The organism is Phycicoccus endophyticus, assembly GCF_011326735.1.
Classification (GTDB): Bacteria; Actinomycetota; Actinomycetes; order Actinomycetales; family Dermatophilaceae; genus Phycicoccus; species Phycicoccus endophyticus.
Genome location: NZ_JAANCN010000006.1, coordinates 23758 through 50452 on the forward strand (window position 1 = coordinate 23758; position 26695 = coordinate 50452).

The following is a 26695-nucleotide window of genomic DNA, read 5'->3' on the forward strand; positions in this document are numbered from 1 at the left end:
GCGGGTTCACAGGGGCGATCGCGGAGCCGGTTCGGGCACCGGTTCGGGTGTCGCGGGTGCGCGAGTCCCGACGGCGGCCAGCCCGATGACGAGGGCGACCCCGAGGGAGGTGAGGGCGAGGGCGTGGAAGTCGACCCGGTCGACGATGACCCCCGCGACCGCGCCCCCACCGCCCGCAGCGAGGCCCATGACCAGGTCGGAGGCTCCCTGCACCCCGGGGCGCTCGGCGGCGGCGACGGCGCCGGTGACCAGGGCCGACCCGGCGACGAGGGTGCACGACCAGCCGACCCCGAGCAGGAAGAGCCCCGCGACGAGCCGGCCGGACTCGCCCATCGGGGAGAGCGCCGCGAGGAGCGTGGCCAGCACGAGGACGACCGACCCGAGCAGGGCGACGACCCGGCCGCCGAGGCGGTCGACCGCCCACCCGGTGAGCGGGGAGAGGGCGTACATCCCGAGGATGTGGATGCTGATGACGAGGCCGATGACCGACAGCTGTGCGTCGCCGTGGGCCATGTGCAGGGGCGTCATCACCATGACGCTCACCATGACCCCGTGCCCGAGTGCGAGGGTGAGGACGCCGAGCCGCGCGACGGGGTGGGTGAGCGCCACCCGCAGGCCCCGCACGACCGACCCGTGGGTCGGCTCGCCGGGCTCGTCGCCCTCGTCGACCGCCAGCCGGCGGGCCTCGGCGAGCGGGTCGGGGCGCAGCAGGACGGCGACGACGACGATGGCGAGCACGAGCCCGACCAGGGAGAAGACGAAGGGGCCGGTGAGGCGGGGAAGGCCGAAGGCTCGCGCGACGGGCGCGCTGGGCCCGACGAGGTTCGGCCCGACGACGCTGCCCACGGTCGTCGACCACACGACGATGCTCAGGTCGCGGGCCCGCCGGGCAGGAAGCGCGAGGTCCGCCGCCGCGTACCGGGCCTGGCTGTTGGAGGCGGTGGCACCGCCGAAGAGCAGGCTCGAGACGAGCAGCAGCGGGAAGCTGCCGACGACGCCGGCGACGACGAGGCCCACGGCTCCGACGGCGGCGAGCACATACCCGAGGACGAGCCCCGGGCGCCGGCCGCGGGCGGCCATGACCCGCGCCATCGGCACCGCGATGACCGCGGCACCGAGCACCTGGAAGGTCCCTCCGAGGCCGGCGAGCTCCGCCGACCCGGAGACCTCCTCGGCGAGCAGCGCACCGACGGCGACCCCGGCCGAGAGCCCCACTCCCCCGAGCATCTGCGAGCCGACGAGCGTGCCGAGGGTCCGGCGCTGCAGCAGGGCGCGCCGGTCGGCGGCCGGCGTCGGGGCGGTCGTCACGCCCGAAGTATGCCCCCCGGCGTACCGAGCGTCGGCAGGCGGTGGGCTCGGTCGCCGAGCGCTGCGTCCCGTACGCTGGTTCGCGGTCTTCCCGCCCTCGTAGCTCAGGGGAAGAGCACTTCTCTCCTAAAGAAGGTGTCGCAGGTTCGATTCCTGCCGGGGGCACTCGGTGCGTGGACGGCTCCTCGCGGCACCCGGCCCACCCGTCCGCCCCCCGGGCGTCAGGGCTGTCCTTGCCGGTCCTCCAGGCGCGCAAGCGCCTCGGTCACCACGGTTGGCGGGAGGACCAGGTCGGCTCTGGCGACGTCGTGTGAGACCGCCTCCGCGTTCGGCTCGTCGACGGATGCCACCCAGCGCGCGGCTGCCGCAGCGCTCTTGCCGAACTGCCTGTGACGAGCGACAAGCCTGCGACGCCGCTCCTCGGGACCCACGTCGCACCACCAGACCTCGTCCAGCTCCGCCCGCGCTCGACGCCATGCGCCGCGGTCCAGCAGCAGGTAGTTCCCCTCCGTGACCACCAGGCTGGTCGACGGTGGGACCGGCACCGCGCCGGCCACAGGCTGCTCGATCTCCCGGTCGAAGGACGGCGCGTAGACCGTGTGCTCACGTTCCTCGTGGATCCGGCGGAGCAGGGCGCCGAAGCCCGCGGGGTCGTAGGTGTCCGGCGCCCCCTTGCGGTCCAGACGACCGAGACGGTCGAGCTCGACATCGGCTAGGTGGAAGCCGTCCATCGGCACGTGGGCGACCCGTTCCGGTGCCGTCTCGGCCAGCGCCGCCACCAGCGCGGCCGCGACAGTGCTCTTGCCGGAGCCTGGCGTGCCGGCAATGCCGACGACCACGCGGTCGCCGCGTGCCGCCAGCCGGTGCGCGCGCTCGGCGAGCGCCGCGAACCCGGGAGCCCGAGGAATGTCCGCGCCGGTCATCGTCGCCGTGCGGCCTGGAGACCCCGGTCGAGGAAGTCGCGCGCGTGGGACGCCAGGTCAAACCCGTCGTCCCACAGGTTGCGCCAGATCGCGAGATCGGTCGACAGGCCGGGAGCGATGACTGAGCTGCTGAAGGACTCGAAGGTGACCGGTCCGTCGTACCCGATGTCCGCGAGGGCATGAAAGAAGCCGGTGAAGTCGAGGTGACCCGAGCCGAGGTAGCCGCGGTGGTTCTCCCCGACATGGACGTACCCGAGCCGGTCACCGACGTCGTGCACGGGGCGTACGAGGTCGTCCTCCTCGATGTTCATGTGATAGGTGTCCAGATGGATGCGCACGTTGTCGGCTCCGATGTCGTCCGCGAGCCGCAGAGCGTCCCGTGCGGTGTTGACCACGTTGGTCTCGTACCTGTTGCACACCTCGAGCCCCAGCGTGACGCCCAGCTCCTCAGCGTCCTTGGCGAGGTCGCGCAGCACCGAGACGATGTTCCGCCGGCCGGCCTCGCTCAGGGGCCCGCGGGCGTGGCCGAACGCAGAGTAGAGCGCCCCTGTGAGCCAGGTGCCACCGAAGCCGGCGGTGACGCGCAGCGACTCGTGGAGGAGCTCTTCCCCGCGTCGCACGACGTGGGGGTCCTCGCTCGACACGTCGGCATCCGGCGAGAGCCCGCGCGACGCCGCAGCGGCCAGCCCGGCCGTGGCCAGCTCTGCCCGGGTGCGGTCCAGGTCGAAGCTCACCGCGTCGTGCAGGGAGAACTCCAGCAACCCGAAACCCGCCGCCCGGGTCTGCGCGATGGCGGTGGAGACGGACTCCGGGCCGGTGTCGCCGACCCAAACGAGGGCGTGGACGCCGAGAAGGTTGTTCATGGGGTTCCTTGGGAAGGTGGGTGGCGGGATGTCAGGCGGCCTGTGCGCCCGTGACGAGGGCGACGATCTCCTGACCGGTGGTCTGGGCGGTCCGACGCCCGGCGACGCATCGCCCGGAGCGCATCACCCAGACAGCGTCGGACAGGCGCATCACCTGTTCGAAGTTGTGGCTGACGAGGAGCACGGCGCGTCCGTCGTCGCGCAGCCGCCGGATGAGGGCCTCGACCCGAGCCGTCTCCTGCACCCCGAGGGCTGCGGTCGGCTCGTCCATGATGACCAGGCGAGAGCTGAAGCCGGCCGCCCGACAGATCGCGACGGCCTGGCGCTGCCCGCCCGAGAGTCTGCGCACCCGTGAGGTCACCGCGGGCACGTTGACCGCGAGTGAAGCGACCATCTCGCGGGCCTGACGCTGCATGGCCCGCCGGTTCAACAGGCTGGCCGGCCCCAGCCCCCGCACGATCTCCCGGTTGAGGAAGAGGTTCTGCCACACGGTGAGGTCCTCGACGAGCGCCAGGTTCTGGTGGACTGTCTCGATGCCGGCCTCGCGGGCGTCCTCGGGCGAGCGGAAGTCGATGTCGGCGCCGTCGAGTGTCATCACACCCGCGTCCGGTCGGTGGATGCCGCTCAGACACCGCACGAACGTGGACTTGCCGGCACCGTTGTCACCGACGATCGCGGTGATCTCACCCGCGCGAAGCGACAGGTCGACGTCGGTCAACGCCTTGACGCTGCCGAAAGCCAGGCTCACGCCGCGGGCCTCCACCAGGACCGGGCGGTCGGCATCGGGCTGGGTCCGGGTCATCTCTGGAACCTCGTGAGGAAGGCGGCGAGCACCACGACGGCACCGACCGCGACGGGTTGGTAGTACTGCGAGACGCCGAGCAGGGTCAGGCCGTTGGTCAGCCCGGTGAGGAGCAGCGCGCCGGCGACGGGGCCGGCGATCGTGGCCCGGCCTCCCATGAGGCTGACGCCCCCGAGCACCACCGCCGCGACCGAGTTGAGCAGGAACTGCATGTTGGCCGCCGGCTCCGACGCCCCGACGCGCGCGACGAGCAGGATCGCTGCCAGGCCGGAGAGCAGCCCGCTGATCGCGTAGACCGCGGTCTTGATGTTCGCGAGGCTGATGCCCGTGGCAGTGGCCGCCTCGGGCGACCCGCCGGCCGCGAGCACGTGCGTTCCGAAGCGGGTGTGGAACAGCAACACATGGGCCAGCAGGGCCACCGCGAGCGCGAGGATGACGGTGTAGCCAACCGGACCGACGCCCTGGGTCGACAGCCGCAGGAGGAACGGGCTGATCACCGTCGTCGGCTTGCCGTCGGACACCACGAGAGCAAGGCCGCTCGCCACCGACAGTCCACCGAGCGTGACGATGAAGTCGGTGATCCTCCCGCGGCCCACGACGAGCCCTTGGACCAGCCCGACGAGCAGGCCCGCGGCCAGCGCGAGCAGGCAACACACCGGCAGGGGAGCTCCCTTGGCGTAGGCGAGACCGAAGACGATCGCGCCGAAGGTCATCGTCGAAGCCACGGACAGGTCGATGCCGCCGGTCGCCACGGCGAAGGTCTGGCCGACCGAGAGCACGACGAGGATGGCTGCCGCCACGAGCATTGCCTTGACGTTGCCCAGGGACAGGAACGTGCTGTTCATCAGCTGGAAGACGACAGCAAGGATGACGAGGCCCACGGGCGCGGCCCACTCGGCCCAGAGGCTGACGTCCGTGACCCGCGCGAGCCGAGCGGGGCGACGGCCAGGCTGGTCGAGGACCGGGTCGGGCGACACGTCAGGTCGGTCGGGACTGAGAGGTGGGGGTGAGGCCATGTCGCGTCCTCCTACCGTGCGCGGGCGGGTGTCGCTGGGGTTCATGGGTGGACCAGCACCTTGACGTGCTCACCACTGCGGGCGGCGGAGAACGCGCGGTCGACCTGCGTCAGGGGCACGGTGAGCGTCACCAGGTCGTCCGGACGAGCACCACCGTCGCCGATGATCCTGAAGGCCGTCGCGTAGTCCTCGGCGAGGTAGGTGATGGTCCCCTGTACCCGCACCTGCTGGTCCTGGATCGTCGGCAGGTCCACGGTCACCGGGGATACCGGCACGCCGACGACGACCACCGTCCCTCCCTTGAGGGCCATCCGGACGGCCTGGTCCATCGTCTGCTGGACTGACACGCAGTCGAAGACGACGTCCGCGCTCTCCCCGAGCTGGGCACGTACGCGCTCGACGCAGTCCTCGGCCGTGGCGTCGACGGCAGCGTCCGCTCCGATCCGGAGCGCACGCTCCCGCTTGGCCTCGAGCACATCGGTGACGACGATCCGCCGTGCGCCCGCCCAACGCGCGGCGGCCACGACGAGCAGCCCGATCGTCCCGGCGCCGATGACGACGACCGTGCGGCCCACCAGCGACGGCGACTCCCCGGTGCGAGCACCGGCCGCAAGCCGGACAGCGTGGACCGGCGTCGCCAAGGGCTCCACGAGCGCGGCCTCGAGGTCGGTCATCTCGTCGGGAACACGGTGCAGCCGGTCGGCCCGGATCACGGAGCGCTCGGCCATTCCGCCCTGGTCGCCACCGCAGCCGTAGAAGTCCAGCCGCTCGCACAGGTTGGTCCGACCGCTGGAGCACTGCTTGCACGCGCCGCAGTACAGATCCGGCTCGACGACCACACGGTCCCCGACACGGACGTGGTCGGGCCCCGTGCCCCACGCGGCGTCAGCGCTGAGCAGCTCCTGGACCTCGCCGTCCTCTCCCGCGAGAGCCTCGACGACGGCGACTACCTCATGTCCCGGCCGGTAGGGCAACGGCACGAACGGGTGCTCCCCGGCCACGGCATGCAGGTCCGAGCCACAGATGCCGACATAGACGCTGCGGATGCGCGCCTCACCGGGCCGCAGAGCGGGTAGGACACCAGTCTCCAGGCGCAGCCCCTGACTCGTGGCCCGGACCCACGTCGTGGTCACCATGACGGGGCCAGGACGATCTTGTGGACGCTCCGGTCGTGCTGCAGCGCCTCGAGCGCCTGCCCGTAGTCCTCGAGAGCGAAGCGGTGGGTGATCAACCCGGCCGGGTCGACCCGGCCGGTACGCAGCGAGACGACGGCCCCCGGGAAGTCGTCGACCTGCGCAAACGACCCTCGGACGGAGATCTCGCGCCGGAAGACGTCGTAGGGGCTGATGGTCATCCGGTCCTCGGCGTCGGTGACCCCGTAGACGAGGACAGTCCCCTGGCTACGGGTCAGGGGGACGCAGAGGTCGGCGACCTCGGTGGACCCGGTGGCCTCCACGACCAGGTCGTAGCCGCCACTCTCGGCCATCAAGGACGTCGCGGTCCCGGTCGGGTCAGCGCGATCCATGAGGTGGACCGCGTCGATACCCATCGCGAGCGCACGGTCGAGCTTGAACTTCGAGGAGGCCGCCACTGTGACGTGCGCGGCGCCGGACCTCTGGAGCAGCTGCGCGAACAGCAACCCGGTGGGACCGGCGCCGAAGACCAAAGCGGTACTGCCGGGGCGCGGCGCCAGCAGGCCGACGCCGTGGACAACGCACGAGACGGGCTCGGCGAAGACGGCGACGTCATCGTCGATGCCCTCGGTGGAGTAGACGAACTGGTGCGGCATGGTCAGGTACTCGGCGAACGTCCCGGGGAAGTTGGTCCCGACGCCCTTGAGGTTCGGGCAGACGAGGGTCTGACCACGGCGACAGTAGTCGCATCGATGGCAGGGCACGTTGGGGTTCACCGTCACCCGCTCGCCGAGCTCGAGGCTGGTGACCTCCCCACCAAGGCCGGCCACCACCCCGACCACCTCGTGACCGGGGATGAGTGGGAACTCGGCATAGAAGCCGCCCTCATGGATGTGCAGGTCGGTCCCGCAGACACCGGTTTGAAGCACCTGGACCAGCACCTCGTCGTCGGCCGGAACCGGGTCCGGCACCTCCCGGACGCTCCATTGGCGCGGCGCGTCGTACACCACTGCACGCACGTGTTCTTCCCTTCGGACTCGTAGATGGGCGTCTCGCCCCTGGGCAGCTGTTCGGCCCCCCGGCAGCCGCCGGCTGGCAGCCACCGGGCAGACCAACCCGGTGGTCAGCCGAGGTCTGGCAGGGGGTTGTCGAACTCCTTGAACGGGGCCGGGAACTTCGCCAGCGCGTCGGCGGCCTCGTCCTGGGTGATGAGCGCCACGGGAGCCTTGATGTCCTCAGGTACCGAGCGGCCGGCAATGGCGGCCTCGCACGCCTGGACGCCGAGCTGACCCACTGCGTACGGATACTGCGCCACGGTGGCGGCGAGCTGCCCGGACTGGACGGCCTCGATGGCGTCGGTGTTGCCATCCAGGCTCATGACCTTGATGTCACCCGTCTTGCCGGCGTCCGTCACAGCCTTGGCCGCGCCGAGGCCCATGTCGTCGTTGGCCGCGAAGATCCCGACGAGGTCCGGGTGTGCCTGCATGAGGTCGGTCGCAGCGGTGAGCGCCTTCTGCCGGTCCCAGTCCGCCGCGACCACCGGGAGCAACGTCAGCGTGCCCTTGGTCGCGTTGGTGAAGCCCTCGACGCGGTCGTTGCTGGTCACGTCACCGGCGACGCCGCCGATGATGGCCACCGTGCCTGTGCCGCCGAGCTGCTTGACCATCTCCTTGCCGTCCAGCTCCGCGGCGGCCACGTTGTCCGTGCCGATGTACGTCGTGAGGGTCAGCCCTGCCGCGTCGGCCGCGTCGGCATCGACGGGGCGGTCGATGTTGACGATGGGCACGTCCTTGGCCGCGATCTGCGCCAGACCCTGCACCAGGTTGTTGCCGGTGATCGGGTTGACGACGTAGCAGCCATAGTCCTGTTGGGCCAGCGCCGAGAGCTTCTCGGCCTGACCGGTGGTGTCGGTGATCGACTGCGCCGCCTGCACCTCGACATCGACCCCCGAGCTCTTCGCCTCATCGAGGATGCCGTCGCGCATCGTCTGGAAGAACTGGTTGTCGAGACCCTTGATGACCGCCGCCACCTTCGTGGTGCCACCGCCGGTGTCTTCTGCGCTGCTGCCCGAGCCACTCGTGTCGGAGCCGCACGCGGCGACCAGGAACAACGGACTGATCGCGAGTGCAACGGCCGCACCGCGGGGAAGTACACGCTTCATTGCGCCTCCTGTATATGGATGAAGAAGACAATAAGAGTGCTTCTTTAGTCTGTCAACCACATAAAACAGGTTGGTATGAGGGCTTGTGGACCTATAGGGTGGGCCTCGCGACATCGCGGCGAGGAGAACGGGCAATGCTGAGCGAAGGGGCGGGCGAGCTCGTCAGGGTGCTGCGACAGATGCCGCCGATGACCCGCACCGAGCTCGGCGACTCCACGGGCTGGGCTCGCACCACGGTCAACAGCCGCCTCGAGGAGCTGCTCACGGCGGGCCTGGTGCGGTCGGCCGAGCCGATGAACGGGGCCCGCGGTCGACCGGCCTCGCGTTTCACCCTCGAACCGTCACGCGGTGCCCTACTCGTGGCCGACGTGGGGGCCTCCAGTGCTCGACTCGCCCGCGCGGACCTGGCCGGAGCCGTGGCCGAGCACGAGTCCGTGCCCCTGTGGATCGGCGACGGGCCGGACGCCGTCCTCGGTCTGATCTGCGAACGACTCTCGAGAATTCGCGATGCGGCGCCGGCTCCCGTCTGGGGGGTCGGCATCAGCCTGCCCGGGCCGATCGACTCGCGTGAGGGCCGCGTGGTGTCGCCGCCCATCATGACCGGGTGGGACGGGCTGGCCGTCCCGGAGGTGGTGGAGCCGGCTCTCGGCGCACCGGTGCTAGTCGAGAACGACTCCAACGCGATGGCATGGGGTGAGCACGTCACCGCCGAACCACCGGCCGACGAGCTGATCTTCGTCAAGGTGGGCACCGGGGTAGGGGCCGGCTTCGTCACAGGAGGCCGTCTCGTCCGGGGTGCCCACGGAGCCGCCGGAGACCTCGGGCACACCCGCGGCGAACCCCCACATGGCGGGGAGCAGCCCCTGTGCCGGTGCGGCAAGACCGGCTGCGTGGAGGCGTACGCCGGCGCCTGGGCCATCGAGCGGGACCTGCGCGCCGCAGGGCAGGACGTTGGGTCCACGCCCGAGGTCCTCCGGCTGATCGCGCAGGGCAACCCGCACGCGGTCCGTCTGGTGCGCGACGCCGGCCGGGTCCTCGGTGGGGCGCTCGCACACGCCGTCAGCCTGCTCAACCCCGCCGAGATCGTCGTCGGGGGTCAGGTCGCGGCAGTGGCCGGTGAGCACCTGCTCTCCGGCATCCGAGAGCACGTGGCGGCGCGGGCGCTACCCCTCGCGACCCGCGACCTGCGCATTCGGCTGAGCGACCGACCGCACGAGGCCGGGATCACCGGCATGGCCGACGCCACGAGCACGTGGATCCTCGGGCCCTCCCAGCTCGCCGCTGCCCTGAACCGCGTCGGGCCGCCCCCCGCGCCGCCGCTGTGAGGGGAGGACGACCGAGAGCGGGACGCCTGCGGCCGCGAAGGCGGTGGCCCACCAGAACGCCCCGTCGAACCCGTCTGTGGTCCCCGGTGTGGCGGAGCCGGCGAGGATGACCGCGAGCACGGCGACGCCGAAGGCCCCACCGACCTGGGAGGCGATCCGGGTGAAGACGCTCGCATGCGCCACGTCGTGGCCGTCGAGCCCGAGGTAGGCGGTGGACATCAGCGGGATGGTCACCGCCCCCAGCCCGACACCACGCACGACGAGCGCCGCGAGCAGTAGCGGGAGCCGGCCGGAGGTCCCGGCCAGCGCGAAGGGCACGGTCCCGGCCGCGACGACGGCGAAACCACCGAGGCAGACCCAACGGGCACCGATCCGGTCGACGAGCCCGCCGGCCACCGAACGGCTGAGCAGGGTCCCGACGCCCTGGGGCGCCAGGAGGAGGCCGGCGCCGAGCACGTCGACGCCACGGGCCTGCTGCCAGAACAGCGGCAGGACGAGCATGGCGCCGTAGAGGGCGACTCCCGAGAGGAAGAGCAGGGTCGTCGAGGTCAGGAGCGCCCGGTGCCGCAGCAGGCGCACGTCGACCAGGGCGGCCTCGCCGCGGCGGACCGCCCACCCGACGAACGCGACGAGCAGGACCACTCCCCCGAGCAGGGGGAGGAGGACCTCCGACCGGCCGGCGCCACCATCCTCCGCCAGGCGGGAGAGGCCGACGAGCATGCCGGCGACAGCGGGCGAGAGCAGGAGCAGCCCGACGACGTCGAGCGGAGGGCGGCTCGTGCGGGGCCGGTCCGCCGGCAGCATCCGCCAGGCCAGGACCAGCCCCACGGTGCAGAACGGCACGTTGACGAGGAACATCCAGCGCCAGTCGGCGACCTCGAGGATGAGCCCACCGAGCACGGGGCCGAGGATCCGCCCCAGCACGGCGGGCAGGCTCATCGTCGCCATGACCCGCCCGAGGTTGCGCCCTCCGGCGGCCTGGACGACGAGGGTCGCCATGAGTGGGAGCATGATCCCGCCGCCGAGCCCCTGGAGGACCCGGAAGACGATGAGCGACGTCGCGTCCCAGGCGCTCGCGCACAGGACGGACGCGCCGAGGAAGACGAGGAGGGCCGCCATCCACAGCCGCCTGCCCCCGAGCCGGGCCTGTAGCCAGCCGACGAGCGGGATCGCGACCCCGAGGGCCAGGAGGTACCCGGTGCTCACCCACTGGATGACGTGGACCGGGGCGTGCAGCTCCTCGACGAGGGTGGGCAGCGAGATGCTGACGATCGTCGTGTCGAACACCACGGCGAGTGCGCCGACGACGACCGCGGTCGCGGTCCGTCTCAGCTCGGGAGCCATCGGCTCGGTGGCCATGTCGCCTCCTTAATAGGGAACGATGAGTATCTTATACGTCACCCACCATCGCCACCACATCCAGGGAACGAGGAGTTTCTTGTGAGCACCCACCCGGTCCGCCACCGTCGGCGGGGAGCCACCCTGGAGGCCGCGATCCTCGACGCCGCCTGGGAGGAGATCGCCGAGCGGGGCTACACCGGCTTCACCGTCGACGCGGTCGCGGCCAGGGCAGGGACGAGCAAGGCCGTCCTCTACCGACGCTGGCCGGACAAACCCGAGCTGGCGCGCGCCGCCATCGCGCACCTACTGGCCGCCGACCCGGTGGTCGCCCCGGACACCGGGCGGCTGCGCGACGACGTCCTCGGGCTGCTCCGGCGGGTCAACGAGCGCCGGGTGGGGGTGGCCGCCGCGCTCGTGGCGAACCTCGGCGACTTCTACCGCGACACCGGGACCGACCTGGGAACCCTGCGCGACTCCGCCTCGACCGGGGGCCCCAGCGCGATGGTCGCCGTCGTCGAGCGGGCCGTCCGGCGCGGAGAGGTCGAGCAGGGACGCGTCAGCGAGCGGATCATGCGCCTGCCGACCGACCTGCTGCGCATGGAGCTGCTCCTCGGCGCACGGGAGGTCGACGACGCGGTGCTCGTCGAGATCGTCGACACGATCTTCCTGCCCCTGGCCACCGGCGGACGGGCTCAGCGGACGGTGTAGCCGCCGTCGACGACGAGGTCGGCGCCGTTGACCACGGTCCTCGTCAAGCGGGCCATGTTCGCCGCTGCCCGGCGCCGGGTCCTCTACGTCGACCACAGCAAGTTCGAGGCACGGGCGCTGCACGCCCTCCTGCCGCTGAGTGACTTCGACACCGTCATCGTCGACGCCGGTACTCCTGACGAACATCTCGACCGCCTGCGGCGGGCCGGCATCGACCTGGTCGTGGCCGGGCCGGACAACACCTGAGACCCACCGGTCAACCCGCCCCGGCGGTGGCCTTTAGACGGCTAGCCTGTGCCTCGTCCCCCGAGAGGTCGCACCACCGAGGGTGCCGCACGCCGAAGGCAGCACATGGCCCGATCCATCCTCTTGGCGCTCGACTGCTCGACCACCGCGAGCAAGGCCATCGCTGTCGACGCCGACGGCACGGTCATCGCGGAGACCCGCCAGCCCCACACGACCTCCACCCCCGCGCCCGGGTGGTACGAGCAGAACCCGTGGCAGTGGTGGGAGGCGAGCGCCGACGCCCTCGCCGCTGTCGCCGCGATGCTCTCCTCGGACGACGAGGTGCTCGCCCTCGCCCTGACCAACCAGCGCGAGACCTTCGCCTGCCTCGACGCGTCCGGGGCTCCCCTGCGGCCGGCCCTGCTGTGGCTGGACGCCCGCGCGACCGACCAGATCGCTCGTCTCGGCAGCGCACGGGTCCATCGCCTGACCGGCAAGCCCCCGTCGTCGGCCCCCTCGTCGTACAAGCTGGCCTGGCTCGCGGAGAACGAACCCGAGACGCTGGCTCGGGCCCGCACCGTGACCGACGTCCAGGGCTTCCTCGCCCTGCGCCTGACCGGCGAGCGTCGAACGAGCAGCGCGAGCGCCGACTCCACGGGCCTGCTCGACATCGTGAGCGGCGCCTGGGACCTCGGCCTGGCCCGCGACGTCATGCTCGACCCCGAGCTCCTTCCGGAGCTGGCGGCCCCGGGAGACGTCCTCGGCCTCGTCTCGCGCGACGCCGCGACCCGCACCAGCCTGCCCGTGGGGCTTCCCGTCGTCGCGGGTCTCGGGGACGGGCAGGCCGGCATGGTCGGGACGGGTGCGCTGCAGGACGGGCGCGCCGCCCTCAACGCAGGCACGAGCTTCGCCCTCGGCATCGCCACGGGCCGGTACTCGTGGGACCCGTCCTACCGCACCTTCGCGGGCCCGGTGCACTCGTCCTACGTCCTCGAGTCGCTGACGGCGGCAGGGGGTCTCTCGCTCGCCTGGTTCCGTGAGCACGTCGCGAGAGGCGCATCCATCGACCAGGTCGAACGGGCGGCGTCCGAGGTACCCGCGGTGCGCCACGGCGCCCTGTTCCTGCCCTACCTCACGGGGACCGACAGCCCCCGGCGCGACCCCCTCGCACGCGGTGCCTTCGTCGGGCTCGGGACCGAGCACGGAGTCGGGGCGATGTACCGCGCCGTGGTCGAGGGCCTGGCACTGGAGCAGCGACGCGGCCTGGCCCGCCTGGAGGAGGCCATCGGCCATGGCGTCGAGGAGGTCGTCATGACCGGTGGACTCGCGCAGTCACCGCTCGTCGTCCAGACCGTCGCCGACGCCCTCGGACGTCCCGTGTCCGTGGCACGCGAGCGGGAGTCGACGGCCCTCGGTGCCGCGGTCGTCGCCGCCGCCGGCCCCCCGGTCGGCCTCTACCCGAACCTCGCCGACGCCGTCGGCGCGATGACCGGCACGCGGTCCACCGTCGAGCCCGACCCCGCCACGCGCACCCTCTACGACGAGGCCGCCGCCGTGCACGCGGAGCTCCGCCCCGCCCTCGCGCCCCTCGGCGCAGCACTCTCCCGCCTGCGCGGGCGCGGAGGGGCCCAGGAGCCCTCGGGCGTCCACCCGCCGGTGGCGCAGATCCCGTGACCGGCTCGCGGGAGCCGGGGCCCGCCTCGAGCCGCGCCGCCGAGGTCAGCCCGGCCGGCGCCTGGAGGCCCGGGTCATGGCCTCGTGCGTCTCGTACGCGGTGAGCGGAGGCACCGGGAGAGGGGTGAAGGTCCCCCGGTCGGTGCGGATGCCGTCGAGGAAGACCGTGAGGTAGCGCCGGTAGAGGTCGGGAGCGAGCCCGCGGGTGCGGTCCATGACCGCCGAGAGGGCGAGCTGGACGAAGATGAGGTCGGTCTGGTCGAGGTCGGGTCGCACGACTCCCTCGGCCTTCGCCCGCTCCACGAGCACCGTGACGAGGGGGGCGATCCGGTCGCGCACCTCGGCGACGCGGGCGTCCCCGAGCACCGGGTTGTTCATCATCTGGGTCAGACCGCGGTCGCCGTGCTGGAGGTCGAGGGCTCCCTCGAGGAAGTGCAGCAGCCCGCTCCAGCTGTCGGGGTCCTCCGCGGCCTCCCGGGCGACCTGCTCCACCTGCGTCATCCGCTCCTCGAAGAGCGCGTCGATGACCTCCTCCTTGTTCGCGAACCGGCGGTAGGCCGTCCCGACACCGACGCCGGCGTAGCGCGCGATGTCGTTGAGGGTCACGTCGAGGCCGCGCTGGGCGAACAGCTCGCTCGCCGCCCGCAGCAGCCGCTCACGGTTGGCGGCGGCGTCCTTGCGCAGGGCACGCGCGGCGTCGGGTCCGGGCACGAGAGCACCGTAGCAGGCAAGCGGATTCGGAATATCCGCTTAGTCTGCTAGCGTTCCACTAACCGGATAGCAAATATCCGCTTGACCGACGGGCCCCGTGCACACCGGGGCCCACGCCAGACCTCGCTGACCGGCTCCGCCGCGTCACGGGTCCCGAGAGGACACCATGCGATACACGCCCAGCGGCGCCCGGACCGCCCTCGGTCCGGAACAGACCTTCACCGGCACCGTCTTCGTCGACGGCATCCGCACCCCCGACGAGCAGTCCGCCGTCGGCTGTGCCCACGTCCGGTTCGCCCCCGGCGCCCGGACCGCGTGGCACCACCACCCCAAGGGCCAGACGCTCTACGTCACCGACGGCATCGGGCTCGTCGCCCGTCGTGGCGGTGAGGTCGAGCAGATCAGGCCCGGGGACGTCGTCTACATCGAGCCCGGCGAGGAGCACTGGCACGGCGCCACCCCCGAGCGGTTCATGTCCCACGTCGCCATCCAGGAGGCCGACGAGGACGGGCAGGTCGTCACCTGGCTCGAGCACGTCAGCGACGCCGACTACACCGCGTAGGCACCCGGCCCTGCCCCTGCCCCCGTTTCCCCCATGGCCGACGAGCCGGCCTCTCGCCCGAACCACTCCCGTCCCACGACCCACCTTTGACCAAGGAGCATCACGATGACCGACACCTACACCCTCTCCACCGGCGTGCCGATCCCCGCCCTCGGGCTCGGCACCTGGTTCATCGACGACGACGTGGCGGCCCAGGCCGTGAGGGACGCCGTCGCGGCCGGGTACCGCAACATCGACACAGCGCAGGCCTACGGCAACGAGCGAGGTGTCGGCGAGGGCGTCCGCACCAGCACCGTCCCGCGCGAGGAGATCTTCGTCTCGAGCAAGCTCGCCGCGGAGATCAAGGACTACGACGGCGCGCTCGCCGCGATCGACCGGTCGCTGGAGACGATGGGCCTGGACCACCTCGACCTCATGCTCATCCACAGCCCGCAGCCGTGGGACGACTTCCGGGGCGGGGACTACGCCGAGGGCAACCGGGAGGCCTGGCGCGCCCTGGAGGACGCCTACGAGGCCGGCAAGCTGCGAGCCATCGGTGTCTCCAACTTCCAGGAGCGTGACCTCGAGAACATCCTCGAGCACGCCCGGGTCGCACCGCAGGTCAACCAGCTGCTCGTGCACGTGGGCAACACCCCCGAGGAGCTCATCGCGTTCTGCGAGAGCCACGACATCCTCGTCGAGGCGTACTCGCCCATCGCCCACGGACAGATGCTCGGGAACGAGGACCTCGCGACCATGGCCGAGAGGTACGGCGTCACCGTCCCGCAGCTGTGCATCCGCTACACCCTGCAGCTGGGCACCGTGTCCCTGCCGAAGACGGCCAACCCCGAGCACATGCGCAGCAACGCCGCGGTCGACTTCACCATCGCGGACGACGACATGGAGGCGCTGCGCGGCATGCGGATGCGGGACTACGGCGAGCACAGCTTCTTCCCGGTCTACAGCGGGAGCTGAACCGCCCGCCGGGACGGCCGCGGACCGCATCCGACGGGCCGTCCCGGCGCGGGGGAGCCCGGGGAACCGGACCGGACTACGGCGGGTGGCTGCGGCGTTCACCTGCTGTGCAGAACGTGGGGTCCGTGGTCATCGGCGCGGGGCAGGCCGGGCTCTCGACCTCCTTCCACCTGGCCCGGCTCGGTGTCGAGCACGTCGTCCTCGACGCGAACCCGACGCCGGGCGGCGCCTGGCAGCACCGGTGGGACTCGCTGACGATGCGCGACGTCCACGGGGTCGCGGCGCTGCCCGGGTCGGCCCCGCCCACGACCTCGTCGCAGCGGGCCAACCTCGCCGTCCCCCGCTACTTCGCCGACTACGAGACCGAGCACCGGCTGCCGGTGCTCCGCCCGGTGCCCGTGGACCGCGTCCGCGACCTCGGTGACGGCTCGCTGGCCGTCGAGGCCGTCGCGGCCGACGGGCGCGCCTGGAGGACACCGACACTCGTCAACGCCACGGGAACCTGGACCCACCCCTTCGTCCCGAGCTACCCGGGCACGGCCACGTTCGCCGGCCGCCAGCTGCACACCCACGACTACCCGGGGCCCGCGTCGTTCGCCGGGGAACGGGTCGTCGTCGTCGGCGGGGGAACCTCCGCGATCCAGCTCCTCGCCGAGATCGCACCGGTCGCGGCGGACACCCTCTGGGTCACCCGGCGGGAACCGCGATGGGTCACCGACGAGCTGACCCCGCAGCGCGGCCGGGCAGCCGTCGCCCTCGTCGAGGAGCGCGTGCGGCAGGGCCGGCCACCCGCGAGCGTCGTCAGCGTGACCGGCCTGCGGCTGCGCGCCCAGGAGCAGGCGGCCGCGCGGCTCGGCGCCTACGAGCGGCGGCCGATGTTCAATCGGGTGACCCCCGGTGGCGTGCTCCTCCCGGACGGGACTCGGTGGCCGGCGGACACGATCCTGTGGGCCACGGGGTTCCGGCCGGCCCTGCGCCACCTGGCCGCCCTCGGGCTGCGCACCCGGGAGGGCGGCATCGAGCTCGACGGTACCACCGCGGTGGCCGACCCCCGGGTGCAGCTCGTCGGGTACGGGCCCTCGGCGAGCACCATCGGCGCCAACCGCGCGGGCCGCGCCGCCGCCCTCGCCGTCCGCGACCTCCTACGCGCTGACCGTGGGGGTGACCCTCAGGGCAGGAGGTAGTCCGCGTCCCGCGCGTCCGTGACGAGCATGTGTCCGGGGGCGTGCGCGATCGCGAGCGTGGGCCGGGACTCCATGACCGCGGCCTGGGGGGTGACCCCGCACCCCCAGAAGACCGGCACGTCCCCGTCGCTGAGCCGCACCGGCTCACCGAAGTCGGGTCGGTCCAGGTCGGCGATGCCGAGCGCCGCGGGGTCACCGACGTGCACCGGCGCCCCGTGCACGGCGGGGTAGCGCGCCGTGATGCTGACCGCGTCGGCCACCCGGTCTGCGGGGACCGGTCGCATCGAGACCACGAGCGGCCCGCTCATCGACCCTGCGGAGCGGCACCGGCGGTCGGTGACGTACATCGGGACGTTGCGCCCCTGCTCGACGTGCCGCACCGGCACCCCACCCTCGGCGAGCGCCGCCTCGAAGGTGAAGGAGCAGCCGACGAGGAAGGCCACGAGGTCCGGCCGCCACCACCGGGTGACCTCCGGTGTCTCCTCGACGAGCTCGCCCTCGACGTACACCCGGTAGGCCGGCAGGTCGGTCCGCACGTCGCCGTCGAGCAGCGGGCCGGAGACCTCCCCCGGGTCGAGAACGTCGAGGATGGGGCACGGCGTGGGGTTGCGCTGCGCGAAGAGCAGCACGTCGTAGGCGAGCTCACGCGGCACGGCGAGGAGGTTGGCCTGCGTCCACCCGGTGCACCAGCCGGCGGTCGGGGTGACCAACCCGCCGCGGAAGAGCGCCCGCGCCTCGCGCGGGGCCAGACCCGCGGGATGCTCCGGTGGCCGGGCGCTCACGGTGCCTCCACCCAGCGGAAGGTGAGCCGCTCACCCGGACCGACCTGCGCGGCCCGGTCGACGTCCTCGCCGACGACGACGGCCACGACGGGATAGCCCCCGGTGACCGGGTGGTCGGCGAGGAAGAGGACCGGCTCACCACTCGGCGGGACCTGGACGGCCCCGCGCCAGATCCCCTCGCTCGGCAGCTGCTCCTCGCGAGCGTGCTCGACCCGCCCTCCGGCGAGGCGCATCCCGACCCGGTTGCTGCGGTCGCTGGCGGTCCAGACCGTGGTCGTCAGCACGTCGACGTCCCGGGCCCAGTCCGCGCGCGGTCCACGCACGGCCCGCAGGACGACGTCCGGGTCCCACCGCGGCCAGGGCACGTGGTCGACGCCCGGCAGCGGACGCTCGACGGCGCGCACCGGCAGGACGTCGCCCTCGCGCAGCGGCGCCGGCCCGAGGTGGGCCAGGACGTCGTGGCTGCGCGCGCCGAGCACCGCAGGGACGTCGAGCCCACCGCGCACGGCCAGGTAGGACCGCAGCCCGTGGGTGGGGGCCGCGAGGCGCACCCGGGAGCCGACGGCGACCCGGACCGGGTCGTGCGTACCGACGTCCCGGCCGTCCACCGTGACCGGGCAGCGGGCACCCGTGACGCAGAAGGTCAGCTCCTCGCCGCCGACCTCGACCACGAGACCCCCGGCGGTCACCTCGACGGCCGCGGCCCCCTCCTCGTTGCCGAGGACCCGGTTGGCCAGGCGGAGGGAGGCCCGGTCGGCCGCTCCGGAGCGCCCCACGCCGATCCCCGCGAGGCCCGGCCGGCCGAGGTCCTCGACGAGCGCGAGCGGCCCGGTGGCGCGCACCGTCAGGGTGGCGCTCACCGGCCGGCCTCGACGAAGCGCACCCGGACGCCCGGACGCAGCAGGGCCGGCGGGTCCCGGTCGAGGTCCCACAGGGCGAGGTCGGTGTGGCCGAGCAGCTGCCAGCCGCCGGGCGACTCCCGGGGGTAGACACCGGCGTACTCCCCCGCGAGACCCACCGCGCCGGCCGGGACCCGGGTGCGCGACTCCTCCCGTCGGGGGACGTGGAGGCGCTCGTCCTCCCCGACGAGGTAGCCGAACCCGGGAGCGAAGCCGCCGAAGGCGACCCGCCACGTCTGGCCGGTGTGCGCCGCGACGACCTCGGCCACCGAGAGGCCGGTGAGCCGGGCGACGTCCTCGAGGTCCTCGCCGTCGTAGCGCACCGGGACCTCGACGAGCTCGGCGCCCTCGTCCGCCGGGTCCAGCGGCACGGGACGCAGCGAGCCCAGCAGCCGCGTGACCTCCTCGACCGCGGTCCCGTCGGCGGCGACGACGAGCACGGTGCGCGCCGCCGGGACGAGCGCGCCGACGCACGGCGCCGCCGCCTCACGGACGGCGGCGGCGAGCGCCATGGCCTCCTCGCCGTCGGCGAGCTCGGCGAGGACGGCACGGTCGCCGTACGGCAGGAGCCTCATCGTCGGATCCTCACACGAACGCCCGGACCTCGACACCCGCGTCCCCGAGGGCGGCCCGCACCGCCCGCCCCATCGCGACGGCGTCGGGGGTGTCGCCGTGCAGGCACACCGACTCGGCCCCGACGGTGACGGCCGACCCGTCCACCGCCTCCAGCTCGCCGGTCGTCACGAGCCGCAGGACCCGCTCGGCGACCTCGGCCGGGTCCTCGAGGAGGGCTCCCGGCTGCGAGCGCGGCACGAGGGTGCCGTCCGGGCGGTACCCGCGGTCGGCGAACGCCTCGCGGACCGGCCGCAGCCCGGCCGCCTCGGCCAGTGCCAGCAGCTGCGAGCCGGGGAGCCCGACGACCGGCAGGGACCGGTCGTAGGCGACGGTGGCCTCGACGACGGCCCGAGCGTGGCCGACGTGCTCGACCGTGGCGTGGTAGAGCGCCCCGTGCGGCTTGACGTAGGCCACCCGGGTGCCGGCCGTCCGCGCCATCGCGTCGAGCGCACCCACCTGGTAGATGACGTCGTCGACGAGCTCGGGGACGCTGCAGTCGACGAACCTGCGCCCGAAGCCGGGCAGGTCGCGGTAGCCCACCTGGGCACCGACGGTGACACCCCGCTCCGCGGCCAGCTCGCAGCAGCGCCGCAGGGTCGAGGGGTCGCCGGCGTGGAAGCCGCAGGCGACGTTGGCGCTCGTCACCAGGGCGAGCACGGCCTCGTCGTCCCCGAGCCGCCAGCGGCCGAAGGACTCGCCGACGTCGCTGTTGAGGTCGACGACGGGGGCGGCGCTCACAGCGAACCCAGCCCGCGGACCGCGTTGTACCCGAGGTAGAGGGTGAGCAGCCAGGCCAGGACCCCCACGCCGAGCAGCCACCCGGGGTAGCGGTAGCCCTGGAGCAGGTCGCGCCGGCGCCATGCCGCCCACAGCAGCACCGAGAACCCGATGGGCAGGATGAGCCCGTTGAACGTCCCGGCGAAGACGAGCAGCTGGGCCGGGGCCTGCTCGATGACGACGAAGGTCAGCGCGCTCACCGCGATGAAGGCGACGGTGAGCAGGTTGCGGGTGCGCGGCGCCGTGCGGCTCGTCGTGAGGAACGACACCGAGGTGTACGCCGCCCCGATCACCGAGGTCAGCGCGGCGGCCCACAGGATGACCCCGAAGACCCGCAGCCCGGCCTCGCCCGCGGCCTGCTCGAACGCCGACCCGGCCGGGTTGTCGGCCGCCAGGGACGCGCCACCGGCGACGACGCCGAGGATCGCGAGGAAGAGCAGCACCCGCATCAGGCCGGTGACGAGGATGCTGACGACCGAGGAGCGGGCCACCTCGCGCACGTGCTCGACGCCGGTCCGCCCGGAGTCGAGCAGCCGGTGCGCTCCCGCGTAGGTGATGTACCCGCCGACGGTCCCCCCGATGATCGTCGTCGTCGCGACGAACGAGAAGGTGTCCGGCGCCACCGTGCTGCGCAGCGCCTCACCCACCGGGGGGCTGGAGGTGACGGTGATGACGAGCGCCGCGAGCACCATGACGAGCCCGAGCACGACGACGACCCGGTCGAGGGCGACCCCGGCCCGGCGGGAGAGGAAGATCCCGATCGCGACGAGCGCCGACAGCGCGCCGCCGAGCCGGGGCTCGAGGCCGAGCAGGGCGTTGGTCCCGAGGCCGGAGCCCGCGACGTTGCCGATGTTGAAGATGAAGCCCCCGAGCACGACGAGGCCGGCGAGCACGTAGCCGGCACCGGGCAGGACCCGGTTGCCGATCTCGTGCGCCCGCAACCCCGAGACGCCGATTACGCGCCACACGTTCATCTGGACGGCGATGTCGACGACGATGGAGATGACGATGGCACAGGCGAAGGCCGCGCCGAGCTCGGAGGTGAAGGTGGCCGTCTGAGTGAGGAACCCGGGGCCGATGGCGCTCGTGGCCATGAGGAAGACGGCGCCGAGGACCGCGGAGCGACCCACGGCGTCCTTGACGGTCTTCCCGGTGCGCTGCTCCGTGGAGCCGGTGGTGGTCTGGTCTGCCATGGCGAGCGAGCATGGCAGTTGTTGAACAATCCGGCAATAGGGTGTCCGGAACTTCCGGGGAGGCAACTACGCTCTCCCCCGTGGCGACATCGGGGTTCGACGACGTCCTCGCGACGCTCGACGCCGAGCGTCGCGCCCGACGGGCGGTCATGAGCACGTCCGCCGAGCGGGCCGCCCGCCAGGTCCGCGAGGAGGTCGTCGAGGGCCGGCTGCGTTCGGGGACCCGGCTGCCCGAGGAGCGCCTCGCCGCGGCGATCGGCGTCTCCCGCAACACCCTTCGCGAGGCACTCAGCCAGCTGGTCGCCGAGCGCATCCTCGTGCGGGTGCCACACCGCGGCGTCGTCGTCGCGACCCCGGGGCCCGAGGACATCCGCGACCTGTACGCCGTCCGGATGCTCGTCGAACCGGCCGCGCTCGCCCACGGGTCGGGCCTGAGCGACCGGCGGGTCGAAGGGCTGCGCGCCGCGGTCGACGAGGGGCGCGCGGCGCTCGCCGCCGGGGACCTCGAGGGAGTCGGCAGCGCCAACCAGCACTTCCACCGTGCCGTCGTCGCCCTCGCCGGCAGCCCCCGGCTCGACGCCCTCATGGACCTGCTGCTCGCCGAGATGCGCCTCGTCTTCCACTCGATGGGCGACCCGGCCGCCTTCCACACCCCGTACCTCGAGGAGAACGCGCGCATCTGCGACCTCCTCGAGGCCGACGACCGCGAGGGGGCGGCCCGGCATCTGGCCGGCTACCTCGCCCGCGCCCGCGACCACCTCCTGAGCGCCCCCGGCTCCCGGACGACGGCGGACGATCCCGGGAGCGACGCGCGGTGACCAGGCGGCACCCGGGTGCACGGGACGCGCTCGTGGCCGGCGGCACGTGGGTGGTCGCCGTGGGTCTGCTCGTGGCCCTGCCCCTCCTCACCGAGACCGACCCCGCCGCCGAGCTGCCGACCGCCGGCGAGGCGGCCTGGTGGACCGTGGCCGCCACGGTGACCGGCCAAGCCGTCCTCGTGCTGTGGCGGCGCTCCGCCCCGGCGCCCGTCCTCGTCGTCGTCGCCGCGTTCGCCCCGGTGAGCGCCCTCGCCGGCGCCTCGGCCGCGGTGGGCGTCACCTCGGTCGCGGTCCTCGTCGCCACGGCCGCCGCGGTCCTCGACCTCGGCGTGAACCGCTCGCTGCCCGCCGTCGGCCTCGCCGGAGTGCTCGTCGGGGCGGCGCAGGTGCTCGTCCAGCTCGGGACGGGTGCCGGGCTGCTGGCCGCGCTGGGTGCGGGCGCCGTGCAGGGAGCGGGAACCGTCGGTGTGCCCCTCGCTGCCGCGGCCGTCGTCGCCGCCCGCCGGGAGGCCGGCCTCGCCCGCGAGGAGCGCTCCCGCGCCCTCGTCCGGGAGCACGACGCCCTCGTCCAGGTGGCCGTGGCGCGCGAGCGCACCGCGACCGCCCGCGAGCTGCACGACATCGCGGCGCACCACCTGTCCGGCATCACGGTGATGACCGGGGCGCTGGGACGCCAGATCGACACCGACCCCGAGGCCGCCAAGGAGGCGGTCGCCCAGGTCCGACAGCAGAGCACGGCGATGCTGCGCGACCTGCGCAGTCTGGTCACCCTGCTGCGCGAGGACGGGCCGGAGGGCACCGCGCCGGAGACCCTCGCCTCGGTGCCAGCGCTCGTCGAGAGTGCCCGCCGGGCCGGCGCCGACGTCGGGCTCACGGTCCTCGGGCCCGGCCCGGGCGAGGTCCTGGACTCCCGCGTCGGCGCCCTCGCCCAGTTCGGGGCGTACCGCACGGTGCAGGAAGCCCTGAGCAACGCCGCCCGCCACGCCCCGGGCGCGCGGTGTGACGTGGTCCTCGACTCCCGCGACCCCGCGATGACCCGGGTCGCGGTGGTCAACGCCCCACCGACCGGCACGGCCGAGCGGCCCGCGGCGAGCGGCACCGGGTACGGGCTCGTCGGCATGCGCGAGCGCGCCGGTCTCACCGGGGCCGACCTCTCCTACGGGCCGACCGACGAGGGGGGCTGGGCGGTCCGGCTGGTGCTGCCGACCCCGCAGGACGCCGCCGTACGCGCCCCGGGAGCCGGGCCGTGATCCGCGTCCTCGTGGCCGACGACGAGCCCCTGGTCCGAGCGGGCCTCACGGCGCTGCTCGCCGCCGAGCCGGACATCGAGGTCGTGGCGACCGTGGCCGACGGTGTCGAGGCGGTCGAGCAGGCCCGCTCGCTCGCCCCGGAGGTGGCCTGCCTCGACATCCGCATGCCCCGGCTCGACGGCATCGCCGCCACCCGCGCCCTGGCCGGTCCGGGCGCCTCACCGCGGGTGGCCGTCCTCGTCCTGACGACCTTCGACAGCGACGACCACCTCTTCGGTGCGCTCGAGGCGGGCGCCTCGGGCTTCCTCCTCAAGGACGCCGAGCCGGAGCAGATCGTCGCGGCCGTCCGAGCCGTCGCCGCCGGCCACGGGACCATCGCCGACGGGCTGACGCAGCGGGTCATCGGCGAGCTCGTCGGGCGGCGGCGCACCCAGCCGGTCACCGCGGCCCGCGCCGCGCAGCTGCTGACCCCCCGCGAGACCGAGATCCTCCTGCTGCTCGCCGAGGGGCTCTCCAACGAGGAGATCGCACGCACCCTCGTCCTCGAGGTCTCGACGGTGAAGTCCCACCTGGCGCGGATGATGCCCAAGCTCGGCGTCTCCTCCCGGCTGCAGGCCGTGGTGTGGGCCTACCAGAGCGGCGTCGTGACGGTCGCCGACCGCCCACCGCAGGACGGGCCTGCATCGAAAGGATGAACCGCTGCGGTTGCATCCTCGGCATCTCGAGCGCTCCCGCCGGGCTTCGTAGCGTCGTCGGTGGACACGACACCCCGACCAGGAGCAGCACCATGACCATCGCCCCACCGGACACCACGACCGCGACGGCCGTCCGTCTCGTCGACGTCCACAAGACCTACCCCGGCGGGGCCCAGCCCGTGGCCGCCCTGCGCGGGGTCTCCCTCTCGCTCGACACCGGCTCGCTGACCGCCGTCGTGGGTCAGTCCGGGTCCGGCAAGTCGACCCTGCTCAACGTCGCCGCCGGCCTCGACCTCCCCACGTCGGGGCGGGTGGTGGTCGGCGGGCGCGACACGACCGGGCTCTCCCCGGACCAGCTGACCCGCTTCCGCCGGGAGCACGTCGGCTTCGTCTTCCAGGCCTACAACCTCATCCCCCACCTCAGCGTCGTCGACAACATCCGACTCCCGCTCGTTCTCGCCGGGCGGGCCGCCGACGAGGTCTGGATCGGCGAGCTCCTCGACGCGCTCGGTCTCGCCGGCCTCGAGCAGCGCCGCCCCGGGGAGCTCTCTGGCGGCCAGTCACAGCGGGTGGCGATCGCGCGCGCGCTCGTGGCCCGGCCCGCGGTGGTCTTCGCGGACGAGCCGACCGGCGCCCTCGACTCGCACACGGGCGCCTCCGTCCTGGAGCTGCTCCGGGTCGCCGCCCACCGGTTCGGACAGACGGTGGTCGTGGTCACCCACGACGCGCACGTCGCGGCCGCCGCCCAGCGGGTGCTCTTCCTCGCGGACGGACTCGTCGTCCACGACGAGGAGGACATGACCCCCGAGCGGGTCACCGCTCGCCTGTTGGAGACCGGGCGATGAGCGCCGTGTGGCGCCTCGCGACGGCCGGTGCTCGGGCCCACCGAGGTGGGCTCGTCGGCCCGGCGCTCGCGCTGGGGCTCGCCTCGACGCTGCTCACCGTCACGGGAGTGCTGCTCGAGACGGGCCTGCGGGCGGCCAGTGCCGCGCCCCTGTCGTCCCGGGCGGTGGCCGGCGCCCAGCTGACGACCCTCGCCTCGTCCTTCGCCGGGACCGCGCTCGTCGTCGTCGTCCTCGTCGTCGCGACGACCGTCTCGCTCGCGCTGCGCCGGCGCCGGGAGGAGCTGGCCCTTTTGCGGGCGGTCGGGGCGACCCGCGGCCAGGTGCGGCGGATCGTCGCGAGCGAGGTCCTGCAGGTGGGTCTCGTCGCGGCGCCGCTCGGCGCCGTGCCGGGGCTCCTGCTCGCCCGGGCCATGACTCCCCTACTGCGGGACGCGGCGCTCGTCGCGCCCGATGCCGACCCGGTGCTCTCCCCGCTGCCCGTGCTCGGCGCCGTGCTCGTCCTGCTCCCGACGGCACTCGCCGCCGGGTGGCTGGCCGCCCGGGAGACCCTGCGGCCGCCCCCCACGGCAGCGGTCCGGGAGGCCGAGGTCGAGCAGCCGGCGCTGGGCCGCCGGCGGTCGGTGGCCGCGGCCGTCACGGCGGTGCTCGGCCTGGCGGCGGCAGGGACGCCGCTCGTCGTGCCCGGCCTCGTCGGCAGCGCAGCCGCGGCGTCCTCGGCACTCCTGCTCGTGGTGGCCGCCGCCCTCGCCGGTCCGCTCCTGCTCGCCTGGGGCGTCGAGCGCTGCGCCCCGCTGCTGCGAGGCACCCGACACGCCCCGGTCCGGCTCGCCGCGGACAACCTCCAAGGCTTCTCGCGGCGGCTCACCGCGGTCGTGGTGCCTCTCGCCCTCGTCGTCGCGGTGGGCGCCGTCCAGACGAGCACCGACGCGGCGGTGAGCAGGGCCGCCCGCGCCCAGCTCGACGCGGCACTCGGCGGTGACCTCGTGGTCACCGGCGGCCAGGGCGTGCCGCCGGAGGTCGCCGACTCCGTCGCGGGGCTCCCCGGGGTGCGCGCGAGCGCCCCGATGGCGACGAGCGTCGCCGAGGTGCGCACCGACGAGGACGACCTCGGCGGGCTGTCCTGGGAGACGGTCTCGGTGCGGGTCCTCGACCCCGGGACGCCGGCCACCCTGCTGGACCCCGGGGTCACGGCAGGCTCGCTCGCCGCGCTCTCCCGCGCGGGAACGGTGGCGGTCAGCACCGACTCCGCCCTGGAGACGGGAGCGGGCGTCGGCGACGAGCTGATGATGCGTCTGGGCCAGGAGAGGTTCGCTGCCCGGGTCGTCGCCGTCTACGACCGCGGCGTGGGTCTCGGCGGCTACCTGATCGGCCGGTCCACCCCGGCGGCCCACCGGGCACCGACCACGATCGAGGCCCTTCTCGTCGCGGCCGACGACCCGGGCGTCTCGGCCCGGGTCAGGGACCGTGCCGCCGCGGCGGGGCTGAGCGTCACGACGCCCGGGGCCTACGCCGGGGAGGCAGGCTCTGCCGAGGATGCCTCGCAGCGTCTGGAGACCGTGCTGCTGCTCATGCTCCTCGTCTTCGTCGCCCTCGGAGCCACCGACGCGCTCGTGCTCACGACGGTCGGCCGGCGCCGAGAGCTGGCCCTGCTGCACCGGACCGGAGCGACGCCACGCCAGCTGGTCGTCATGACCGTCCTCGAGGCACTCGCGACGGGGGCCACCGCCTGGGCCGTCGGCACGGTTGCCGTCCTGCCCGCCCTCCTCGGGGTCGCCGGGGGCCTCCTCGGGACCGCGCTGCCGGTGCTGGACGTGCCCGTCTACCTGACGTTGAGCATCGGGGCCCTGGCCCTCACCCTGGGCGCGTCGGTGCCCGCCGGGATGCGGACCATCCGGGCGGTCACCCGGCTGGCCACCTGAGCCGCCCACCCC

At 73.5% G+C, this 26695-nt stretch carries 26 protein-coding genes, 1 tRNA gene and 1 pseudogene; 13 read left to right on the plus strand and 15 right to left on the minus strand.

The genetic code is table 11. The features are described from left to right. Nucleotides 1–6 precede the first annotated feature (6 nt). Nucleotides 7–1308: an MFS transporter gene (locus G8D98_RS08210; RefSeq protein ID WP_229661845.1), complete on the minus strand. Its 1302-nt coding sequence runs from the start codon at nt 1306–1308 to the stop codon at nt 7–9. Nucleotides 1309–1401: 93 nt separating this feature from the next. Here G8D98_RS08210 and G8D98_RS08215 point away from each other — a divergent pair. After that, a tRNA-Arg gene (locus G8D98_RS08215) sits at nt 1402–1473 on the plus strand. A 56-nt stretch (nt 1474–1529) separates the two neighbouring features. Here G8D98_RS08215 and G8D98_RS08220 read toward each other — a convergent pair. The 7 genes from G8D98_RS08220 to G8D98_RS08250 all read right to left on the minus strand — a co-directional run bounded on the left by G8D98_RS08220 (nt 1530) and on the right by G8D98_RS08250 (nt 8206). Further along, nucleotides 1530–2231, minus strand: coding sequence for a nucleoside/nucleotide kinase family protein (locus G8D98_RS08220; RefSeq protein WP_166101562.1), 702 nt, complete (start codon nt 2229–2231; stop codon nt 1530–1532). Continuing rightward, nucleotides 2228–3094 carry a sugar phosphate isomerase/epimerase family protein gene (locus G8D98_RS08225; protein WP_166101564.1) on the minus strand — a complete coding sequence of 289 codons (867 nt, stop codon included), beginning with the start codon at nt 3092–3094 and terminating at the stop codon, nt 2228–2230. The genes G8D98_RS08220 and G8D98_RS08225 overlap by 4 nt, the downstream gene beginning before the upstream one ends. A 31-nt stretch (nt 3095–3125) precedes the next feature. Beyond that, nucleotides 3126–3896 carry an ATP-binding cassette domain-containing protein gene (locus G8D98_RS08230; RefSeq protein ID WP_166101567.1) on the minus strand — a complete coding sequence of 257 codons (771 nt, stop codon included), beginning with the start codon at nt 3894–3896 and terminating at the stop codon, nt 3126–3128. Beyond that, on the minus strand, nt 3893–4873 hold the full coding sequence (locus tag G8D98_RS08235) for an ABC transporter permease (RefSeq protein ID WP_205859734.1): 981 nt from the start codon (nt 4871–4873) through the stop codon (nt 3893–3895). The genes G8D98_RS08230 and G8D98_RS08235 overlap by 4 nt, the downstream gene beginning before the upstream one ends. 80 nt (nt 4874–4953) lie before the next feature. Then, nucleotides 4954–6048 carry a zinc-dependent alcohol dehydrogenase gene (locus G8D98_RS08240; RefSeq protein ID WP_166101572.1) on the minus strand — a complete coding sequence of 365 codons (1095 nt, stop codon included), beginning with the start codon at nt 6046–6048 and terminating at the stop codon, nt 4954–4956. After that, nucleotides 6042–7064 (minus strand): zinc-dependent alcohol dehydrogenase family protein, encoded by a 1023-nt coding sequence (locus G8D98_RS08245; RefSeq protein ID WP_166101575.1) that lies wholly within the window; start codon nt 7062–7064, stop codon nt 6042–6044. The genes G8D98_RS08240 and G8D98_RS08245 overlap by 7 nt, the downstream gene beginning before the upstream one ends. A 104-nt stretch (nt 7065–7168) precedes the next feature. Beyond that, complete coding sequence (locus tag G8D98_RS08250; RefSeq protein WP_166101578.1) at nt 7169–8206, minus strand: sugar ABC transporter substrate-binding protein; 1038 nt, start codon at nt 8204–8206, stop codon at nt 7169–7171. A gap of 293 nt (nt 8207–8499) precedes the next feature. Here G8D98_RS08250 and G8D98_RS15445 point away from each other — a divergent pair. Beyond that, nucleotides 8500–9387, plus strand: a pseudogene (locus tag G8D98_RS15445) (ROK family protein); the annotation flags it as partial. Here G8D98_RS15445 and G8D98_RS08255 read toward each other — a convergent pair. Further along, a complete protein-coding gene (locus G8D98_RS08255) occupies nt 9370–10890 on the minus strand; it encodes an MDR family MFS transporter (protein ID WP_229661844.1) in 1521 nt (506 codons plus the stop codon). The pseudogene G8D98_RS15445 and the gene G8D98_RS08255 sit on opposite strands and share 18 nt — an antisense overlap. Before the next feature lie 81 nt (nt 10891–10971). On the opposite strand from G8D98_RS08255, the gene G8D98_RS08260 reads away from it, so the two are divergent. The 3 genes from G8D98_RS08260 to G8D98_RS08270 all read left to right on the plus strand — a co-directional run bounded on the left by G8D98_RS08260 (nt 10972) and on the right by G8D98_RS08270 (nt 13479). Beyond that, entirely contained in the window at nt 10972–11580 is a 609-nt protein-coding gene (locus G8D98_RS08260; protein WP_187566719.1) for a TetR/AcrR family transcriptional regulator, read from the plus strand. Between the two features lie 27 nt (nt 11581–11607). Next, the gene (locus G8D98_RS08265; RefSeq protein WP_229661843.1) at nt 11608–11826 is read left to right on the plus strand and encodes a DeoR/GlpR family DNA-binding transcription regulator; all 219 of its coding nucleotides are present in this window, start codon (nt 11608–11610) and stop codon (nt 11824–11826) included. A gap of 105 nt (nt 11827–11931) precedes the next feature. Beyond that, nucleotides 11932–13479, plus strand: a complete 1548-nt coding sequence (locus tag G8D98_RS08270) for a xylulokinase (RefSeq protein ID WP_166101581.1) — start codon at nt 11932–11934, stop codon at nt 13477–13479. Nucleotides 13480–13524: 45 nt separating this feature from the next. Here G8D98_RS08270 and G8D98_RS08275 read toward each other — a convergent pair whose 3' ends face one another. Then, the gene (locus tag G8D98_RS08275) at nt 13525–14190 is read right to left on the minus strand and encodes a TetR/AcrR family transcriptional regulator (RefSeq protein WP_166101583.1); all 666 of its coding nucleotides are present in this window, start codon (nt 14188–14190) and stop codon (nt 13525–13527) included. Nucleotides 14191–14356: 166 nt separating this feature from the next. Between G8D98_RS08275 and G8D98_RS08280 the strand changes: the two genes are divergently transcribed. From G8D98_RS08280 to G8D98_RS08290, 3 genes are all read left to right on the plus strand, one after another. Continuing rightward, on the plus strand, nt 14357–14752 hold the full coding sequence (locus G8D98_RS08280) for a (R)-mandelonitrile lyase (RefSeq protein WP_166101586.1): 396 nt from the start codon (nt 14357–14359) through the stop codon (nt 14750–14752). A 105-nt stretch (nt 14753–14857) separates the two neighbouring features. After that, nucleotides 14858–15706: an aldo/keto reductase gene (locus G8D98_RS08285; RefSeq protein ID WP_166101588.1), complete on the plus strand. Its 849-nt coding sequence runs from the start codon at nt 14858–14860 to the stop codon at nt 15704–15706. 107 nt (nt 15707–15813) lie between these two features. Then, nucleotides 15814–16890, plus strand: coding sequence for an FAD-dependent oxidoreductase (locus G8D98_RS08290; RefSeq protein ID WP_166101591.1), 1077 nt, complete (start codon nt 15814–15816; stop codon nt 16888–16890). On the opposite strand, the gene G8D98_RS08295 is transcribed toward G8D98_RS08290, so the two are convergent. Genes G8D98_RS08295 through G8D98_RS08315 form a run of 5 tightly spaced genes read right to left on the minus strand, consistent with a single transcriptional unit; the run spans nt 16875 to nt 21156 of the window. Continuing rightward, entirely contained in the window at nt 16875–17672 is a 798-nt protein-coding gene (locus tag G8D98_RS08295) for a putative hydro-lyase (protein ID WP_166101594.1), read from the minus strand. The genes G8D98_RS08290 and G8D98_RS08295 overlap by 16 nt on opposite strands. Beyond that, complete coding sequence (locus tag G8D98_RS08300) at nt 17669–18532, minus strand: 5-oxoprolinase subunit C family protein (protein ID WP_188744896.1); 864 nt, start codon at nt 18530–18532, stop codon at nt 17669–17671. The genes G8D98_RS08295 and G8D98_RS08300 overlap by 4 nt, the downstream gene beginning before the upstream one ends. Then, entirely contained in the window at nt 18529–19146 is a 618-nt protein-coding gene (locus tag G8D98_RS08305; RefSeq protein WP_166101597.1) for a 5-oxoprolinase subunit B family protein, read from the minus strand. The genes G8D98_RS08300 and G8D98_RS08305 overlap by 4 nt, the downstream gene beginning before the upstream one ends. 10 nt (nt 19147–19156) lie before the next feature. After that, entirely contained in the window at nt 19157–19924 is a 768-nt protein-coding gene (locus G8D98_RS08310; RefSeq protein ID WP_166101600.1) for a LamB/YcsF family protein, read from the minus strand. Then, on the minus strand, nt 19921–21156 hold the full coding sequence (locus G8D98_RS08315; RefSeq protein ID WP_166101603.1) for an NRAMP family divalent metal transporter: 1236 nt from the start codon (nt 21154–21156) through the stop codon (nt 19921–19923). Before G8D98_RS08315 ends, G8D98_RS08310 begins: the two co-directional genes overlap by 4 nt. Nucleotides 21157–21236: 80 nt before the next feature. Between G8D98_RS08315 and G8D98_RS08320 the strand changes: the two genes are divergently transcribed. From G8D98_RS08320 to G8D98_RS08340, 5 genes are all read left to right on the plus strand, one after another. After that, nucleotides 21237–21974, plus strand: a complete 738-nt coding sequence (locus G8D98_RS08320) for a GntR family transcriptional regulator (RefSeq protein WP_229661842.1) — start codon at nt 21237–21239, stop codon at nt 21972–21974. Beyond that, a complete protein-coding gene (locus tag G8D98_RS08325) occupies nt 21971–23224 on the plus strand; it encodes a sensor histidine kinase (protein WP_166101612.1) in 1254 nt (417 codons plus the stop codon). Before G8D98_RS08320 ends, G8D98_RS08325 begins: the two co-directional genes overlap by 4 nt. Beyond that, nucleotides 23221–23919: a response regulator gene (locus G8D98_RS08330; protein ID WP_166101615.1), complete on the plus strand. Its 699-nt coding sequence runs from the start codon at nt 23221–23223 to the stop codon at nt 23917–23919. Before G8D98_RS08325 ends, G8D98_RS08330 begins: the two co-directional genes overlap by 4 nt. 92 nt (nt 23920–24011) lie before the next feature. Further along, on the plus strand, nt 24012–24764 hold the full coding sequence (locus G8D98_RS08335; RefSeq protein ID WP_166101619.1) for an ABC transporter ATP-binding protein: 753 nt from the start codon (nt 24012–24014) through the stop codon (nt 24762–24764). Beyond that, complete coding sequence (locus G8D98_RS08340) at nt 24761–26683, plus strand: FtsX-like permease family protein (RefSeq protein WP_166101623.1); 1923 nt, start codon at nt 24761–24763, stop codon at nt 26681–26683. The genes G8D98_RS08335 and G8D98_RS08340 overlap by 4 nt, the downstream gene beginning before the upstream one ends. Nucleotides 26684–26695: the final 12 nt, after the last annotated feature.